This is a genomic window from Micrococcus sp. CH7, assembly GCF_001595485.1.
GTDB lineage: Bacteria > Actinomycetota > Actinomycetes > Actinomycetales > Micrococcaceae > Micrococcus > Micrococcus luteus.
On record NZ_LOSQ01000010.1, the window covers coordinates 61,502 to 75,408 of the forward strand.

At 73.6% G+C, this 13,907-nt stretch carries 12 protein-coding genes, 1 tRNA gene and 1 pseudogene; 11 read left to right on the forward strand and 3 right to left on the reverse strand.

Translation table 11 applies throughout. From position 1 onward, the window contains the following. Nucleotides 1–17: 17 nt before the first annotated feature. Complete coding sequence (locus tag AUV08_RS04880) at nucleotides 18–977, forward strand: diaminopimelate dehydrogenase (protein ID WP_036385002.1); 960 nt, start codon at nucleotides 18–20, stop codon at nucleotides 975–977. Between the two features lie 55 nt (nucleotides 978–1,032). On the opposite strand, the gene AUV08_RS04885 is transcribed toward AUV08_RS04880, so the two are convergent. Continuing rightward, nucleotides 1,033–2,013 (reverse strand): AEC family transporter, encoded by a 981-nt coding sequence (locus AUV08_RS04885; protein ID WP_036317140.1) that lies wholly within the window; start codon nucleotides 2,011–2,013, stop codon nucleotides 1,033–1,035. Nucleotides 2,014–2,273: 260 nt separating this feature from the next. On the opposite strand from AUV08_RS04885, the gene AUV08_RS04890 reads away from it, so the two are divergent. Further along, nucleotides 2,274–2,720, forward strand: coding sequence for a DUF2087 domain-containing protein (locus AUV08_RS04890; protein ID WP_020626108.1), 447 nt, complete (start codon nucleotides 2,274–2,276; stop codon nucleotides 2,718–2,720). 170 nt (nucleotides 2,721–2,890) lie between these two features. On the opposite strand, the gene AUV08_RS04895 is transcribed toward AUV08_RS04890, so the two are convergent. Next, nucleotides 2,891–2,961, reverse strand: a tRNA-Gly gene (locus tag AUV08_RS04895). A 285-nt stretch (nucleotides 2,962–3,246) separates the two neighbouring features. Between AUV08_RS04895 and AUV08_RS04900 the strand changes: the two genes are divergently transcribed. The 9 genes and pseudogenes from AUV08_RS04900 (at nucleotide 3,247) to mnhG (ending at nucleotide 13,378) form a co-directional block, all read left to right on the forward strand. Continuing rightward, nucleotides 3,247–4,776, forward strand: a complete 1,530-nt coding sequence (locus tag AUV08_RS04900; protein WP_061867678.1) for a hypothetical protein — start codon at nucleotides 3,247–3,249, stop codon at nucleotides 4,774–4,776. A 3-nt stretch (nucleotides 4,777–4,779) separates the two neighbouring features. Beyond that, a complete protein-coding gene (gene dcd, locus AUV08_RS04905) occupies nucleotides 4,780–5,361 on the forward strand; it encodes a dCTP deaminase (protein ID WP_036317147.1) in 582 nt (193 codons plus the stop codon). Further along, nucleotides 5,313–6,680: pseudogene (locus AUV08_RS04910) on the forward strand (MFS transporter); the annotation flags it as partial. The gene dcd and the pseudogene AUV08_RS04910, both read left to right, overlap by 49 nt. 68 nt (nucleotides 6,681–6,748) lie before the next feature. Next, nucleotides 6,749–9,847 (forward strand): Na+/H+ antiporter subunit A, encoded by a 3,099-nt coding sequence (locus AUV08_RS04915; RefSeq protein ID WP_061867680.1) that lies wholly within the window; start codon nucleotides 6,749–6,751, stop codon nucleotides 9,845–9,847. After that, a complete protein-coding gene (locus tag AUV08_RS04920; protein WP_002858374.1) occupies nucleotides 9,844–10,404 on the forward strand; it encodes an NADH-quinone oxidoreductase subunit K in 561 nt (186 codons plus the stop codon). Before AUV08_RS04915 ends, AUV08_RS04920 begins: the two co-directional genes overlap by 4 nt. After that, nucleotides 10,401–12,032, forward strand: coding sequence for a Na+/H+ antiporter subunit D (locus tag AUV08_RS04925; RefSeq protein ID WP_044658842.1), 1,632 nt, complete (start codon nucleotides 10,401–10,403; stop codon nucleotides 12,030–12,032). Before AUV08_RS04920 ends, AUV08_RS04925 begins: the two co-directional genes overlap by 4 nt. Beyond that, a complete protein-coding gene (locus AUV08_RS04930; RefSeq protein WP_036383643.1) occupies nucleotides 12,019–12,636 on the forward strand; it encodes a Na+/H+ antiporter subunit E in 618 nt (205 codons plus the stop codon). The genes AUV08_RS04925 and AUV08_RS04930 overlap by 14 nt, the downstream gene beginning before the upstream one ends. After that, nucleotides 12,636–12,974, forward strand: a complete 339-nt coding sequence (locus AUV08_RS04935; RefSeq protein WP_036383645.1) for a monovalent cation/H+ antiporter complex subunit F — start codon at nucleotides 12,636–12,638, stop codon at nucleotides 12,972–12,974. The genes AUV08_RS04930 and AUV08_RS04935 overlap by 1 nt, the downstream gene beginning before the upstream one ends. Next, nucleotides 12,971–13,378 (forward strand): monovalent cation/H(+) antiporter subunit G, encoded by a 408-nt coding sequence (gene mnhG / locus AUV08_RS04940; protein WP_036383647.1) that lies wholly within the window; start codon nucleotides 12,971–12,973, stop codon nucleotides 13,376–13,378. The genes AUV08_RS04935 and mnhG overlap by 4 nt, the downstream gene beginning before the upstream one ends. A 78-nt stretch (nucleotides 13,379–13,456) precedes the next feature. Here the strand turns inward: mnhG and AUV08_RS04945 are convergent, their stop codons facing one another. Beyond that, on the reverse strand, nucleotides 13,457–13,735 hold the full coding sequence (locus tag AUV08_RS04945; protein WP_036383649.1) for a DUF4235 domain-containing protein: 279 nt from the start codon (nucleotides 13,733–13,735) through the stop codon (nucleotides 13,457–13,459). Nucleotides 13,736–13,907 lie beyond the last annotated feature (172 nt).

Genomic DNA, 13,907 nt, shown 5'->3' on the forward strand with positions numbered 1-13,907 from the left:
CCACCAGGAGGACGCACATGACCATCCGCGCCGGCATCGTCGGATACGGGAACCTCGGCCGCAGTGTGGAGAAGCTCGTGAAGCTCCAGCCGGACATGGAGCTGGTGGGCATCTTCTCGCGCCGCACCGGCCTGGACACGGACACGCCCGTGCTCCCGGCGGAGCGGGCCGCCGAGCACGCCGGGGAGATCGACGTGCTGTTCCTCTGCCTCGGCAGCGCCACGGACATCCCCGAGCAGGCGGCCGGCTACGCGCGGCACTTCACCACCGTGGACACCTACGACAACCACCAGCTCATCCCGCGGCACCGCGCCGAGATGGACGCCGCGGCCCGGGAGGGCGGGCACGTGGCGATGATCTCCACCGGCTGGGACCCGGGCCTGTTCTCGGTGAACCGGGTGCTGGGCGCGGCGCTGTTCCCGCAGCCGCAGCAGAACACGTTCTGGGGCAAGGGCCTCTCGCAGGGCCATTCCGACGCCGTCCGGCGGGTCCCCGGCGTCCGGCGCGGCGTGCAGTACACGATCCCCAGCGAGGAGGCGATCGCCGAGGCCCGCGCCGGACGGGGCGCCGAGATCACCGGCGCCTCCGCGCACGTGCGTGAGTGCTACGTGGTGGCCGACGAGGCCGACCACGCGGCCATCACCGAGGCCATCACCACGATGCCCGACTACTTCGCCCCGTACGAGACCACCGTGCACTTCATCTCCGAGGAGGAGTTCGAGCGCGACCACCAGGGCATGCCGCACGGCGGCCACGTCGTCACCTCGGGCGACCTCGGCGGCTCGCGCAGCGCTGTCGAGTTCGTGCTGGAGCTGGAGTCCAACCCCGACTTCACCGCCGCCGCGCAGGTCGCCTACGGCCGTGCCGCCGCGCGTCTGAAGGCCCAGGGGGAGACGGGGGCGCGCACCGTGCTCGAGGTCGCCCCGTACCTGCTCTCGCCCACGGGGCTGGACGAGCTGATCCGCCGGGACGTCTGAGCCGCGGCGAGGCGTCCGGCGCGTGACACCGGGCCGGGCGCCGCCGTCGTCGGCCTCAGGCCAGCAGCAGGGCGACGGCGATCATCGCCGGGATCGCGACGATCGTGGTGACCAGGATCGTGTCCTTCGAGACGCGCAGCCCCGCGTCGTAGCGCACGGCGGTGACGAACACGTTCTGTGCGGTCGGCAGGGAGGCCAGGACGACGGCGACGAACACGTGCCGCGCATCCAGGCCGAACACGAACTGCGCGAGCAGCCAGGCCAGCAGCGGATGCACCACCAGCTTCACCGCCGAGGCGAGCAGCACGTCCGCGCGTCGCCCGCCGGCCCGCTCGAGCGGCCGCGAGCCGACCAGCGACATGCCGAACGCCAGGAGCATCGCCGGGATGGACAGCCCGCCGATGAGCTCCACGGACTCCATGAGGGGGCCCGGCAACGACCAGCCGGTGAGGGAGAAGACCAGGCCGGCCACCGAGCCCAGGATCAGGGGGTTGGTGACCGTGTGGCGGACCTGGTCGGCCACGGCGCGCCCGGGGGAGCGGCGCACCGCCCGGCGCCGGCCCGCCGTCGTGCGTCGCCGGACCTCGCGCGCGGTGGCGGCGTCCATCGCGGCCACGTAGAGCGGCGTGTAGATCGCCAGCTGGAAGATGAGCGCCGGGGCGGCCAGGGCGGCGTCGCCGAGGACGTAGGCCGCGATGGGGATGCCGAGGTTCGCCGAGTTCACGAGCGAGGCGCTGAGCGCGGACATGATCCGCTCCGAGGCCGACCTGCCCTTCAGCAGCGGGACCGTCACCGCGAGGTACAGTGCGGCCGCGGTGAACGCGGACAGCGTGGCCACCCACAGCTGGGGGCCCAGCACGGCGCCCACGTCCGCGCGGGAGAGCGTGACGAACAGCAGCGCCGGGTTGCCGATGAAGAACGCCGCGCGGGAGAGCACGGTGCGGCCGTGCTCGCCGAGCACCCCCGTGCGCCCCACCAGGACGCCCACGAGGATGATCACCCACACGACCGCGAAGCCGGAGAGCACCTGGGTCACGGACGGGCCTCCACAGGTCGGGGTGGGGCGGTCCGCGGCGGGGTCAGGGGCATGGCGCGATCCTACGTCGCGGGCGTCGGCTAGCCTGGATCACGACGGCGGCGCCCACCGCCGAGCGCGCCACGCGGCCCGGTCCCGCGCGGCAGGGCCCTGCAGCCCGGCGCGAAGGGGAGCGGATCCTCGGGCCCACCCGCACGCGACGGACGTCGTCCCCGACCCGCGGCGCGGCATGGCCGGGAGCGCGCCGGCGAGGATGCACCATGACCCGTCAGTCCGACCTCAAGACCCTGATCCGCGCCCGCATGGCCGTCACCGGTGAGCGGTACACCGCCGCGGCGGCGGCCCTCGCCGACGAGTGGCAGTCCGCCGAGCGCTACCACGCGACCGTGCTCACCCGCTTCTTCGACGGGGACCGGCTGCGCTCCATCCCTGCGCGTCGCAAGCCGCGGGTGGCCGTCCTTCTCGAGCTGCTGCGTCGCTTCAGAGCGGGCCGCGCCTACGCGGAGGCCGAGGTCAACGACCTGCTGCGCCCCGCCCACGAGGACGTGGCCACGCTGCGTCGCGAACTCGTGGACTACGGGTTCCTCGACCGCGCCGACGGCGTCTACCGGCTGGCGGACGCCGGGCCCGACCTCGACCCGCGCTTCGCCGCAGACCTGCCGGTCGACCTGGAACGCCGGCTGCGCGAGATCCGCGCGGGCCGTTGAGGGGAGCGGGACCCCACGCGGCGACCTGGAACGCCAGCGGTCGGTATGACGCCTGAAACCGGCCGCATTCCGACGTCTTGCGTTCCCGGTGCGGCCGTGGCGGGACGGCGTGGAGCGACACGGCCCCGGATCCCTCGCGTGAGGGGCCCGGGGCCGTCGTCGTGGTGCGGAGCGGGCGACGGGAATCGAACCCGCGTATCTTGCTTGGGAAGCAAGCGCTCTACCATTGAGCTACGCCCGCGCAACCGCTCGGCTTCCGCCTGCGGCGCGGGCACCACCATACACCAGCCCGGCCGTGCGACCGGCCCCGCGTCGTCATCGAGCCCCACGGACCCGTACGTCAGTGCACCGGGTCCGCCGCGGCGACCTCGCGCGCCAGCGGCCGGCCACGCCGTTTCCCGAACGACAGTGCACCAGGGGCCGCCGTTTCCCGAACGAAAGTGCGCCGGGGGCCGCTGGTAGAGTCCGAACCGCGCCCGGCCGCGGCCGGACGCGTCCGGCAGCCCCTGTCCCGGAAGGACGTCCCATGCGCGACACCAAGGCCGACGCGGCCCAGGTCCCCGCCCGCCCCGACGACGCGGCGGTGTACCGCTACCTCGCGTTCGGGGAGGCGGACCGCCCCTTCCTCGTCGGCGGTCCCCGGCCCGCACCGCTGGCCCCCGCCGCGACGCCGTCCCCGGTCGCCGACCTCGAGTCGGTCCGCGCCGCGATCCGCGCCCACGGCGGCCCCCTGGCCTCGACCGCGCACGTGTGCGGCCGCCCCGCCCCGACGCCTTCGGCCGCCGACGCGCCCCGCGGCCTGCGCGGTGCCGCGCGCACCCTGACCGCGACCCGCCGCGACGTCGCCGCACGCCTGGCCGACTCCCGCGAGCGCGCCGACGTGCCCGTCGAGGCGCTGCTGAACTCGGCCTTCGTCGACGCCCACGCGGACGAGCGCCCCGCCGATCGCGGCGTGCCGCGCGGGCGGCTCGCCGGCCTGGTGGACGCCGTCCTCCCGCCGGCCCGCCACGCGGACGACGACGCCGCGGCCGGCCTGCTGCTCGCCCTGCGCGAGCCGGTCCGCGAGGTGTTCGCCTCCGACTCGTTCGCCGCCCGCCCGTACGCCGACGCGCCCACCGTCCGCGCGCTCTTCGAGGACTTCCTCGCCCACCCGCGCCGGCACGACCCCGAGCGCTTCTGGCGCCTGCTCAACCTCGAGCTCTGGCTGCGCGACGCGGTGGACGCGGACGCCGCCCCGGCCGGCCCCGCCACCGCGGTCGACGAGGCCCCCACCGCCCCGGCACCGGCCAAACCGGACCACGAGCCGAACCCGGGCAAGGAGCTCGACCTGGTCTCCGCCGAGGACGGCCGCCGCTACCGCCGCTTCCCGGTGCAGACCGGCCTGGTGGACCGGGACACGGACCTGCAGGCCTACCTGCGCGGCGAGATCGAGGACTTCTTCCGCGACCTGCCCGCGGACGCGATGCCGCAGGACGCCCCGTGGCACTTCTCCGTGTCCGAGAAGATCGTGGCCATCACCCAGGGTCGCTCCTACTACACGTGGGAGGTCCGCCCCTCCGTGGCCGCCCGCGTCCTCTCCCGCCTGGTCACCCGCACGCCCGCGGGCATCGGACTGGGCGACCCCACCACCATGCAGCTGGCCATCCAGGAGGCCGGCCTGCCGCGCATCGTGCTCTCCGCGGCCGCCGGCGCCGCCGGCAAGGTCGCCGGCAAACGCGGTGTGTTCTACAACGTGGTGGGCGGCAACGTCCGCGCGATCGACGGGCCCACCACCTACTCCACGTTCCCGGCCAACGTCTCCGCCAAGCTGCCCCCGGCCGAGCCGGACCGGGTGGCCGCCGAGGTCTCGGCGATGATCCGGGCGGCGGACATCCCAGCCTGGGCGAAGGCATCCTTCGCCGGCACCGTCGTGATGGACGCCAACGACATCGGCCGCAACGCCCTCGGCCGGGACACGGAGGCCTCCGCCGCCGTCCTCGAGGCCGCCTTCGCGGACAACCCGCTGGGCCAGGGCCGCGAGCGCACCCCGCTGGCCGTCGTCGTGCGAATGGACTGAGCCGTGCTGCTCTCCGACCGCGACATCCGCGCCGAGCTCGACTCCGGGCGCGTGGGCCTGGACCCCCTCGACCCGGCGATGGTCCAGCCCGCGTCCGTGGACGTGCGCCTGGACCGGTTCTTCCGGCTCTTCGACAACCACCGGTACGCGCACATCGACCCGCGCCAGGAGCAGGACGAGCTGACCCGGCTGGTGGAGGTGGACCCGGACGAGGCGTTCATCCTGCATCCGGGGGAGTTCGTGCTCGGCTCCACCTATGAGCAGGTCACGCTGCCGGACGACCTCGCCGCCCGCCTCGAGGGCAAGTCCTCGCTGGGGCGGCTGGGCCTGCTGACGCACTCGACCGCCGGGTTCATCGACCCCGGGTTCTCCGGGCACGTCACGCTCGAGCTGTCCAACGTGGCCACGCTGCCCATCACGCTGTGGCCGGGGATGAAGATCGGCCAGCTGTGCTTCTTCCGGCTCTCCTCGGCGGCCCAGTCGCCGTACGGCACCGGGGCCAACCAGAACCGGTACCAGGGTCAGCGCGGGCCCACGGCCTCCCGGGCGCACCGGGACTTCCACCTCACCCGCATCGAGCGATGACCGACGTCGCGCTCCCGCCGGTCGCCTCCGCCGCCCCGCGCCGCCAGGTGGCCGCGTGGGCGCTGTGGGACTGGGGCTCGGCCGCGTTCAACGCGGTCATGGTCACCTTCGTGTTCGGCACCTACCTGGCCTCGGACGCGTTCGGGCCGGACGAGCGGGGCACGGCCTGGCTCTCGACGGCGATGGCGGTGGCCGGCGTCGTCATCGCGGTCACCGCGCCCGTGCTGGGGCGTCGGGCGGACGGCGCGGGACGGCGCCGGCGGGGGCTGGCGCTGACCACGGGCGCCGTGATCGCGTGCACCGCAGCTTGCTTCTGGGTCACCCCGGAGGAGTCCTCCCTTCTGCTGGGCGTCACCCTGATCGCCCTGGGCACGGTGTTCTTCGAGTTCGCGGAGGTGCAGGTCAACGCGATCCTCGTGCACATCTCGACGCCGGCCACGATCGGCCGGATCTCGGGCATCGGCTGGGGCGCGGGGTATCTCGGCGGCATCCTGCTGCTGCTGATCGTGTTCGTGGGCTTCGTCTCGGGTGACGCGCACTGGTTCGGCGTCACGGAGGACGCGGCGCTGAACATCCGGGTGGTCGCGCTCGTGGCCGCCGCGTGGTTCCTCGTGTTCGCGATCCCCGTGCTGGTGGCCGTGCCGGACCCGGCCCCCGCCCCGGCGGCGGACGGCGGGCCGCGCCGTGAGTCGGTGCTGGGCTCCTACCGCGAGCTGGGGGCCACGCTGGCCCGGATGTGGCGCGAGGATCGGAACACGCTGTGGTTCCTCGTGGCCTCGGCGGTGTTCCGCGACGGCGTGGGCGCGGTGTTCGTCTACGGCGCCATCCTGGGCACCACGGTCTACGGGCTGGCGACCTCGGACGTGATCCTGTTCGCGATCGCGGCCAACGTGGTGGCCGCCCTGGGCGCCTTCGTGGGCGGGCGGCTCGACGACGCGGTCGGTCCGCGCCGGGTGATCCTCGGTTCGCTGGCCGCCATGGTCCTCGTGGCCGGGGCGCTGTTCTTCGCCTCGGGCACCCTCGCGTTCTGGGTCGGCGGGCTGGCGCTGTGCCTGTTCGTGGGCCCGGTGCAGTCGGCCTCGCGCGCGTTCCTGGGCCGGCTCACCACGCCGCGGACGGCTGGCGAGGTGTTCGGGCTGTACGCCACCACGGGCCGCGCGGTCGGGTTCATCACGCCCGCGCTCGTCACGCTCGCGCTCGCCCTGCACCCGGACAACCGGGTGGTCATCCCCGTGATCGCCGTCGTGCTCGTGGCCGGTGGGCTGCTGTTCGCCCGGGTCACGGAGCCGATCACGCGGAGCGCGGAATCGGTCCGCTGACCCCGGGTGGGGCGCATCCCTCCGTTAGGCTGGACCGGACCCTCGCCCGTGCCTGACGAAGGGACCGCATGCTCGTCATCCTGACCGCGCTCTTCGTCGTCGCGCTCGCCGCCCCGGTGCTCTTCCGGTGGACGGGACGTCAGGGGTTCTATCTGCTCGCCGCCGCTCCCGCGGCGGGCTTCGTCTGGCTGCTCACTCAGCTGCCGCACGTGTTCGCGCTGCAGGAGGCGCTCGACGCCGGCCGGCCGGTCCCGGCCTCGGCGGCGCGCCTGGACCGCGCCGTGCCGTGGGTGCCGTACCTCGAGATCGAGCTCGCGTTCCGCATGGACATGCTGGCCGCGTTCATGTCCCTGATCGTGCTGGGAGTCGGCGCGCTGGTCCTGGCCTACTGCGCCCGCTACTTCCGGGAGCACGAGCCGCGCAACGCGGTGTTCGGCGGGCAGCTGCTGGCGTTCGCCGGCGCGATGTTCGGGCTCGTCACCACGGACGACCTGATGGTGCTCTACACCTTCTGGGAGATCACGTCCGTCCTGTCCTTCCTGCTGATCGGCTACTCGGGCCACCGCATCTTCGCCCGCCGCTCCGCCATCACCGCCCTGATCGTCACCACGTTCGGCGGCCTGGCCATGCTCGCCGGCCTCATCATGCTGGCCCACGTCTCCGGCTCCTGGCGGATCTCCGGCGTGCTCGAGGCGGCCCCGGCCCTCATGGCGGACCCCGGGATGCGCGGGCTGCTCGAGGTCGCCGTCGCGCTCGTGCTGATCGGCGCCCTGACCAAGTCGGCCCAGGCGCCGTTCCACTTCTGGCTCCCGGCCGCCATGGCCGCGCCCACCCCCGTGTCCGCGTACCTGCACGCGGCGGCCATGGTGAAGGCCGGCGTGTTCCTCGTGGCCCGCCTGGCCCCGGAGTTCCACGACCTCACGTCCTGGCAGGTCCTGGTGCTCGGCGTCGGCCTGTGGACCCTGGTGCTCGGCGGCTGGCGCGCCCTGCGGCAGACGGACGTCAAGCTCGTGCTCGCCTACGGCACGGTCTCCCAGCTCGGCTTCCTCATGGTGGCCAACGGCCTGGGCACCCGGGACGCGGCGATGGCCGGGCTCGCCATGCTCCTGGCCCACGCGGTGTTCAAGGCGCCGCTGTTCATGATCGTCGGCATCATCGACCATGAGACCGGCACCCGCGACCTGCGCCAGCTCTCCGGCATCGGGCGCCGCCATCCGGTCCTGGCCGCCGTCGCCGTGGCGGCGGGGCTGTCCATGGCCGGGCTGCCCCCGCTGTTCGGCTTCGTGGCCAAGGAGTCCGTGCTCGAGTCGCTGGCCGCCCACGGGGCCGCCCACGGCGGCGTGTGGGGCTGGACGCCGCTCGTGCTCATGACCGTGGGCTCGGTGCTCACCTTCGCCTACACGTGGCGGTTCCTGTGGGGCTCGTTCGCCGCCAAGCGGGACGAGGAGGGGGCCGCGGTCCCCGTCACGCGCTTCCACACCCGCGTCACCACCCTCGAGCTGGCCCCGGCCGCGCTGCTCGCGCTCGCCGGCCTGGTGCTCGCCTTCCTGCCCGGCCCGGTGGAGGGGATCATCACCGCCCACACGGGCTCCCTGCCGCCGCTGGACCCGGAGGAGGCGCCGGCCTACCTGGCCCTGTGGCACGGCTGGACGCCCATCCTCGCCCTCTCCGCGGGGGTCTGGGTGCTCGGCGCGCTGCTCGCCCTCGGCCGGCCGGGAGTCGAGGCGTTCCAGCGCCGCGTCGAGTTCCCGGTCGACGCCCTGCGCACGTACCGGAAGATCACCGGCGCCCTCGACGAGGTCGCCATCTGGGTCACGGGGCGCACCCAGACCGGCTCCCTGCGCCGCTACCTGGGCATCATCCTGGCCACCGCGTTCCTGCTGCCGGCCGCGTTCCTGCTCTTCCCCGTGGGGCGCAGCGAGCGCACGCTGGCCACCTCGTTCCTCTCCGCGGACGTCGCCTGGTTCCAGACCCCGGCGCAGCTGGTCGTGGTGCTGATGATCGCCGTCGCCACCGTGTTCGCCGTCCGCGCGCGCCGCCGCTTCAAGGCGATCATGCTGGTGTCCGTGACCGGCTACGGCGCCGCCGCCCTGTTCGCGATGCGCGGCGCCCCGGACCTCGCGATCACCCAGGTGCTCGTGGAGACCATCATCCTGGTCACCCTCATCCTGGGCCTGCGCGTGCTGCCGCCGGACTGGTACGACCGCCGCACCGGCTCGCGGCGGCTGGGCCGCCTGGCCGTGGCCGTCGGGTTCGCGCTGACCATGATGTGGATCGCCGCCACCGCGCTGGCCGCCCGCACGGCGGAGCGGATCTCGCTGCCCATGCCGGAGCTCGCCTACACGGACGGCTACGGCACGAACGCCGTGAACGTCACCCTCGTGGACATCCGCGCGTGGGACACGTGGGGCGAGATCACGGTGCTGGCCGCCGCGGCCACCGGCGTGGCCTCCCTGATCTTCCTGCAGCACCGCGACGGGCGCACCCGCAGCATCGACGACGTCGCCCCCGGCTCCGTCGGCGACTTCGGCGCCGACTCCTCGCTCGGGGCCCGCGAGCTGTCCGTCGTGCGCAGCTTCGCTGTGGACGATCGCAAGGGCCAGTGGCTCGTGGCCGGCCACACGATGGCCCCCGAGCGGCGCTCGATCATCCTCGAGGTCGTCACCCGCTTCATGTTCCCGATCATGATGCTGCTCTCCGTCTACCTGCTGCTGGCCGGGCACAACACCCCCGGCGGCGGCTTCGCCGGCGGCCTGCTCGCAGGCCTGGCCCTCACGCTGCGCTTCCTCGCCGGCGGCCGGTACGAGCTGCAGGAGGCCTCCGTGATCCCGGCCGGGCCCATGATCGGCCTGGGCCTGGCGATCGCCACGCTCACCGGGATCGCCCCGCTCTTCTTCGGCGGGCAGATCCTGCAGTCCTATGTGGTGGAGTTCACCGACCTGCCGCTGTTCGGCGACGCCCTCAAGCTGGTCTCGGCCACGGCGTTCGACATCGGCGTGTACCTCGTGGTGGTCGGGCTCGTGATCGACGTGCTGCGCTCGCTCGGCGGTGAGGTGGACCGCCGGGGCGAGGAGGCCCGCCGCGCCCGCCTGCGCGCCGCGGCCCGCCGTCGTCATCCGCGCATGCCCACCCCGTCCACCCCCGACGCCCCGGAGGCCGCCCGATGATGACCGTCGACCTGGCCCTGCTCCTGGCGATGGGCGTGATGTTCGCCGGGGGGATCTACCTGGTGCTCGAGCGCAGCCTGACGCGCATCCTGCTCGGCATCGTGCTGATCAACAACGGCGCCATCATGCTGCTGTTCCTCTCCTCGGGCGGCACGGGCCTGGCCCCGCTGTTCGTGCGCGGACGGGACCCGCACGAGTACGCGGACACGCTGCCGCAGGCGCTGATCCTCACCGCGATCGTGATCGGCTTCGCCGTGGTCGCGTTCCTGACCGCCATGATCTACCGCTCGTGGCTGCTCGTCCGCGAGGACGAGGTCGAGGTGGACGCGGAGGACGTCAAGATCGCCCGGATGCCCGCCTGGGACGCGGAGGACGACGCGGAGCTCGTGGAGGAGTCCTCCGAGTTCCTGGACGACGCCGCGGACCCCAACGCCCACTACGAGCACGCGACGGAGGCACGGCCCCAGGTGCAGCACGCCACGCCCGCCCCCCAGGCGCCCACCGGATCCGGGGCAGCGTCCCGCGGCCGCCGTCCCGAGGGCGGGGAGCGCGCATGAGCATCGGTTCCGTCCCCCTGACCGACCTGGCCCCGCTGGCCGTCATGCTGCCCGTGCTGGGCGCGGCCGTGACCTTCATGCTCGTGCGCCGCCCCCGCGCGCAGATCACCGTCACGGTCTCCGCGCTCGTGCTCACCCTCGTGCTGGACGCGCTGCTGCTGGCCGCGGTCTGGGACACCGGGGTCGCGGCCGTCCACCTCGGCGGCTGGCCGGCCCCGCTGGGCATCAGCCTCGTGGTGGATCGGCTCTCGGCCCTCATGCTCGTGGTGTCGGCGCTGATCACCCTGGCGGTGCTGCTGTACGCCTCGGCGCAGGGGCTGATCAACCGGGACGAGGGTGGGCCGGTCTCGATCTTCCACCCCACGTTCCTGATCCTCGTGGCGGGCGTGTCCAACGCGTTCCTCGCCGGCGACCTGTTCAACCTCTACGTGGGCTTCGAGATCCTCCTGACGTCCTCCTACGTGCTGCTGACCATGGGGGGCACCGCCCAGCGCATCCGCGCGGGCGTCACCTACGTGGTGGTCTCCGTGCTCTCCTCGGTGGTGTTCCTGATCGCGATCGCGATGATCTACGCGGCCACCGGCACCGTGAACATGGCGGACCTGGCCGTGAAGCTGGGCGAGCTGCCCACCGACGTGCAGATGGTCCTGCACGTGCTGCTCCTGGTGGGCTTCGGCATCAAGGCGGCCGTGTTCCCGCTGTCCTTCTGGCTGCCGGACTCGTACCCCACCGCGCCCGCCCCGGTGACCGCGGTGTTCGCGGGCCTGCTCACCAAGGTGGGCGTGTACGCGATGATCCGCACCGAGACGCTGCTCTTCCCGGGGGAGCACGTCAACGCGCTCCTGCTCGTGGTGGCCGCGCTGACCATGGTGGTGGGCATCCTCGGCGCGCTGGCCCAGACGGACATCAAGCGCATCCTGTCCTTCATCCTCGTCTCCCACATCGGCTACATGATCTTCGGCCTGGGCCTGGCCACGGAGGCGGGGCTGGCGGCCACCGTGTACTACGTGGCCCATCACATCACCGTGCAGACCGCGCTCTTCCTCGTCACGGGCCTGATCGAGAACCGCGCCGGCACCGCGAACATCGACCGCCTCGGGTCCCTGGCGAAGGTCTCCCCGTTCGTGAGCGTCCTGTTCCTCGTGCCCGCGCTCAACCTCGGCGGCATCCCGCCGTTCTCCGGCTTCCTCGGCAAGGTCGGCCTGCTGCGCGGCGGCGTCGAGCAGGCCACGCCCCTGGCCTACACGCTGGTGGGCGTGTCCCTGCTCGTGTCCCTGCTGACCCTGCTCGTGGTGGTGCGCGTGTGGACCCGCGCGTTCTGGCGCCGCGTCGAGGACGTGGAGCACCCGCCCGCCCAGCTCGTGGCCGCCTACGAGCGGGCCGTCGCCCGTGGCGAGCGCCCCCGCCCGCTCGAGCCGGGCCTCGTGCTGCCCACCACGGCGCTCGTGGGCCTGACGCTGGTGTTCACGGTGGCCGCCGGTCCGCTGTTCGCGCTGGCCGACGAGGCCGCCACGGACATGCTCGACCGCTCGCCCTACATCGCGGCGGTGCTCGACGACGCCGCGGCCGAGCGGGCCGCGGCCACCCTCAGCGTCGACCCGACGGAGGTGCACGATGCCCGGAAGTGACTCCGCCCGCCGCGGCGTGGTGCGCCCCGACCGGATCCGGGGCATCGTGGCCCAGTGGCCGCTGATCCTCGTGATGGTGGCCGTGTGGTGCGCCCTGTGGCAGGACTTCGCTCCGCACGTGGCCCTGACCGGCCTCGCCTTCGCGCTGCTGATCATCGGGCTCTTCCCGATGCCGAGCATCCCGTTCAGCGGCCGTCTGAACCCCTGGTGGTCCCTCGTGTTCACGGTGCGGTTCCTCGTCGACGTCGTGCGCGCCTCAGTCAACGTGGCCGGGACGGTGCTGCTGCGTGGCCGCCGCGCCCGCGGCTCGATCGTGGGCGTCCCGCTGCGCAGCCACGACGACCTCATCATCACGCTCGTCAGCCACGCCCTGGCCCTGGTGCCGGGCTCGATCGTGCTGGACGTGGACCGGGTCCGCTCCGTCCTGTACCTGCACGTGCTCGACGCGACCACGGACGAGGACGTGGCGGGCTTCCGCGCCAAGGCCCTCGACGTGGAGGCGGGCATCATCCGCGCCGTCGGCACGCGTGAGGACCTCGAGCTGGTCCGCCGCTTCCCGAGTTCGGCGCCCCCCGCCGCCCGCCCCCCGAAGGAGGAGGCCTGATGGACCCCATGGACCTGGCCACGTGGGCCGGCGGGGCGCTGCTCGTGGTCGGCGCCGTCGGTGCGCTCTACCGGATCGTGCGCGGCCCCTCGCTGCTGGACCGGGCGGTCGCCACGGACGTGCTGCTCGTGGTGTTCTCCGGGATGCTCGTCCTGGAGATGGCCGTGCACCGCCACACCCACCACGTGGTCCTCGTGGTGCTGGCCGCCACCGTCGGCTTCGTCGGCTCGGTGACGGTGGCGCGCTTCGCGGAGGACCGGCGCCCGGACCACTCGCTCGAGGACCAGGCGCGCGTGCCCGGCACCACGGACGTGCCGGGCGGGGAGGAGGGCCGATGACCGACACCGCCACGCTCCTGGACTGGCTGGCCGCGTTCCTGCTCGTCAGCGGTGCCTTCTTCTCCCTGGTGGCCGGCGTGGGCCTGTTCGTGCTCCCGGACCTGCTGGCCCGCATGCACGCCGCCGCCAAGCCGCAGGTCCTCGGCCTGCTGCTCATGCTCGCCGGGCTGGCGATCGAGTGGCGGTCGTGGGTGTGGCTGCCCGTGCTGTTGCTGGCGTGGGTCACCCAGATGGTCACGGCCCCGGTGGCCTCCCACCTGGTGGGCCGTACGGGCTACCGCACCAAGCACGCCCGCCGTGAGCTGTTGCACCGGGACGAGCTGGCCGCCGTCGTCCGTCGCGCCGAGCCCCCGGCGGACCCCGGGCCGCGCCGCGCCGGCGCCCGGCCGCGCGGGCGCCGCTGACACCACCCCGCATAGCACGACGGCCGCCGTCCGGATCCCTCCGGGCGGCGGCCGTCGTCGTGGTGGTGGCGGGGCGGCTCAGACCTCGTGGTCCACGCGGTGCGCGGTGGACTCGGACACCTTGCGGATCGCGGCGCCGGCGCCGCGCTGGCCGGCGACCTTCAGCAGCGCCGCGACGCCCGCGGAGATGAACGCGAAGGACAGGGCCTCGATGAGGGGCAGCGTCTCGTCGGCCGCGTCGTTCGGGGCGCTGTGGCCGGTGACGAGCCGCCAGCCGCCCGCCACCACGCGGGAGCCGACGATGCCGCCGACCAGCGTGATGCCGGCGGACAGGGCCTTCTGGGCGAGCGTGTTCATGGTGCGCCTTCCGTGGTCGGGGATCTCACGTGCGGTTGCGGCCGCGGCCGACGACGCCGGACGGGCCGGTCCCCAGCCTAGCTGTAAGAGGTCATGACGTTGTTGACTCGGGCCGGGGCCAACGAGGCCGGAGGGGCGTCCCCGCAGGAGGTATGAGGCCGATGGTAGTTGT

What these genes read in the sequence shown, in the direction of transcription:
- AUV08_RS04915 (WP_061867680.1), top strand. Translation starts at nt 6,749, where the DNA reads ATGCTCGTCATCCTGACCGCGCTCTTCGTCGTCGCGCTCGCCGCCCCG.
- AUV08_RS04890 (WP_020626108.1), top strand. Translation starts at nt 2,274, where the DNA reads ATGACCCGTCAGTCCGACCTCAAGACCCTGATCCGCGCCCGCATGGCC.
- AUV08_RS04880 (WP_036385002.1), top strand. Translation starts at nt 18, where the DNA reads ATGACCATCCGCGCCGGCATCGTCGGATACGGGAACCTCGGCCGCAGT.
- AUV08_RS04945 (WP_036383649.1), bottom strand. Translation starts at nt 13,735, where the DNA reads ATGAACACGCTCGCCCAGAAGGCCCTGTCCGCCGGCATCACGCTGGTC.
- AUV08_RS04920 (WP_002858374.1), top strand. Translation starts at nt 9,844, where the DNA reads ATGATGACCGTCGACCTGGCCCTGCTCCTGGCGATGGGCGTGATGTTC.
- mnhG (WP_036383647.1), top strand. Translation starts at nt 12,971, where the DNA reads ATGACCGACACCGCCACGCTCCTGGACTGGCTGGCCGCGTTCCTGCTC.
- AUV08_RS04925 (WP_044658842.1), top strand. Translation starts at nt 10,401, where the DNA reads ATGAGCATCGGTTCCGTCCCCCTGACCGACCTGGCCCCGCTGGCCGTC.
- AUV08_RS04900 (WP_061867678.1), top strand. Translation starts at nt 3,247, where the DNA reads ATGCGCGACACCAAGGCCGACGCGGCCCAGGTCCCCGCCCGCCCCGAC.
- AUV08_RS04935 (WP_036383645.1), top strand. Translation starts at nt 12,636, where the DNA reads ATGGACCCCATGGACCTGGCCACGTGGGCCGGCGGGGCGCTGCTCGTG.
- AUV08_RS04930 (WP_036383643.1), top strand. Translation starts at nt 12,019, where the DNA reads ATGCCCGGAAGTGACTCCGCCCGCCGCGGCGTGGTGCGCCCCGACCGG.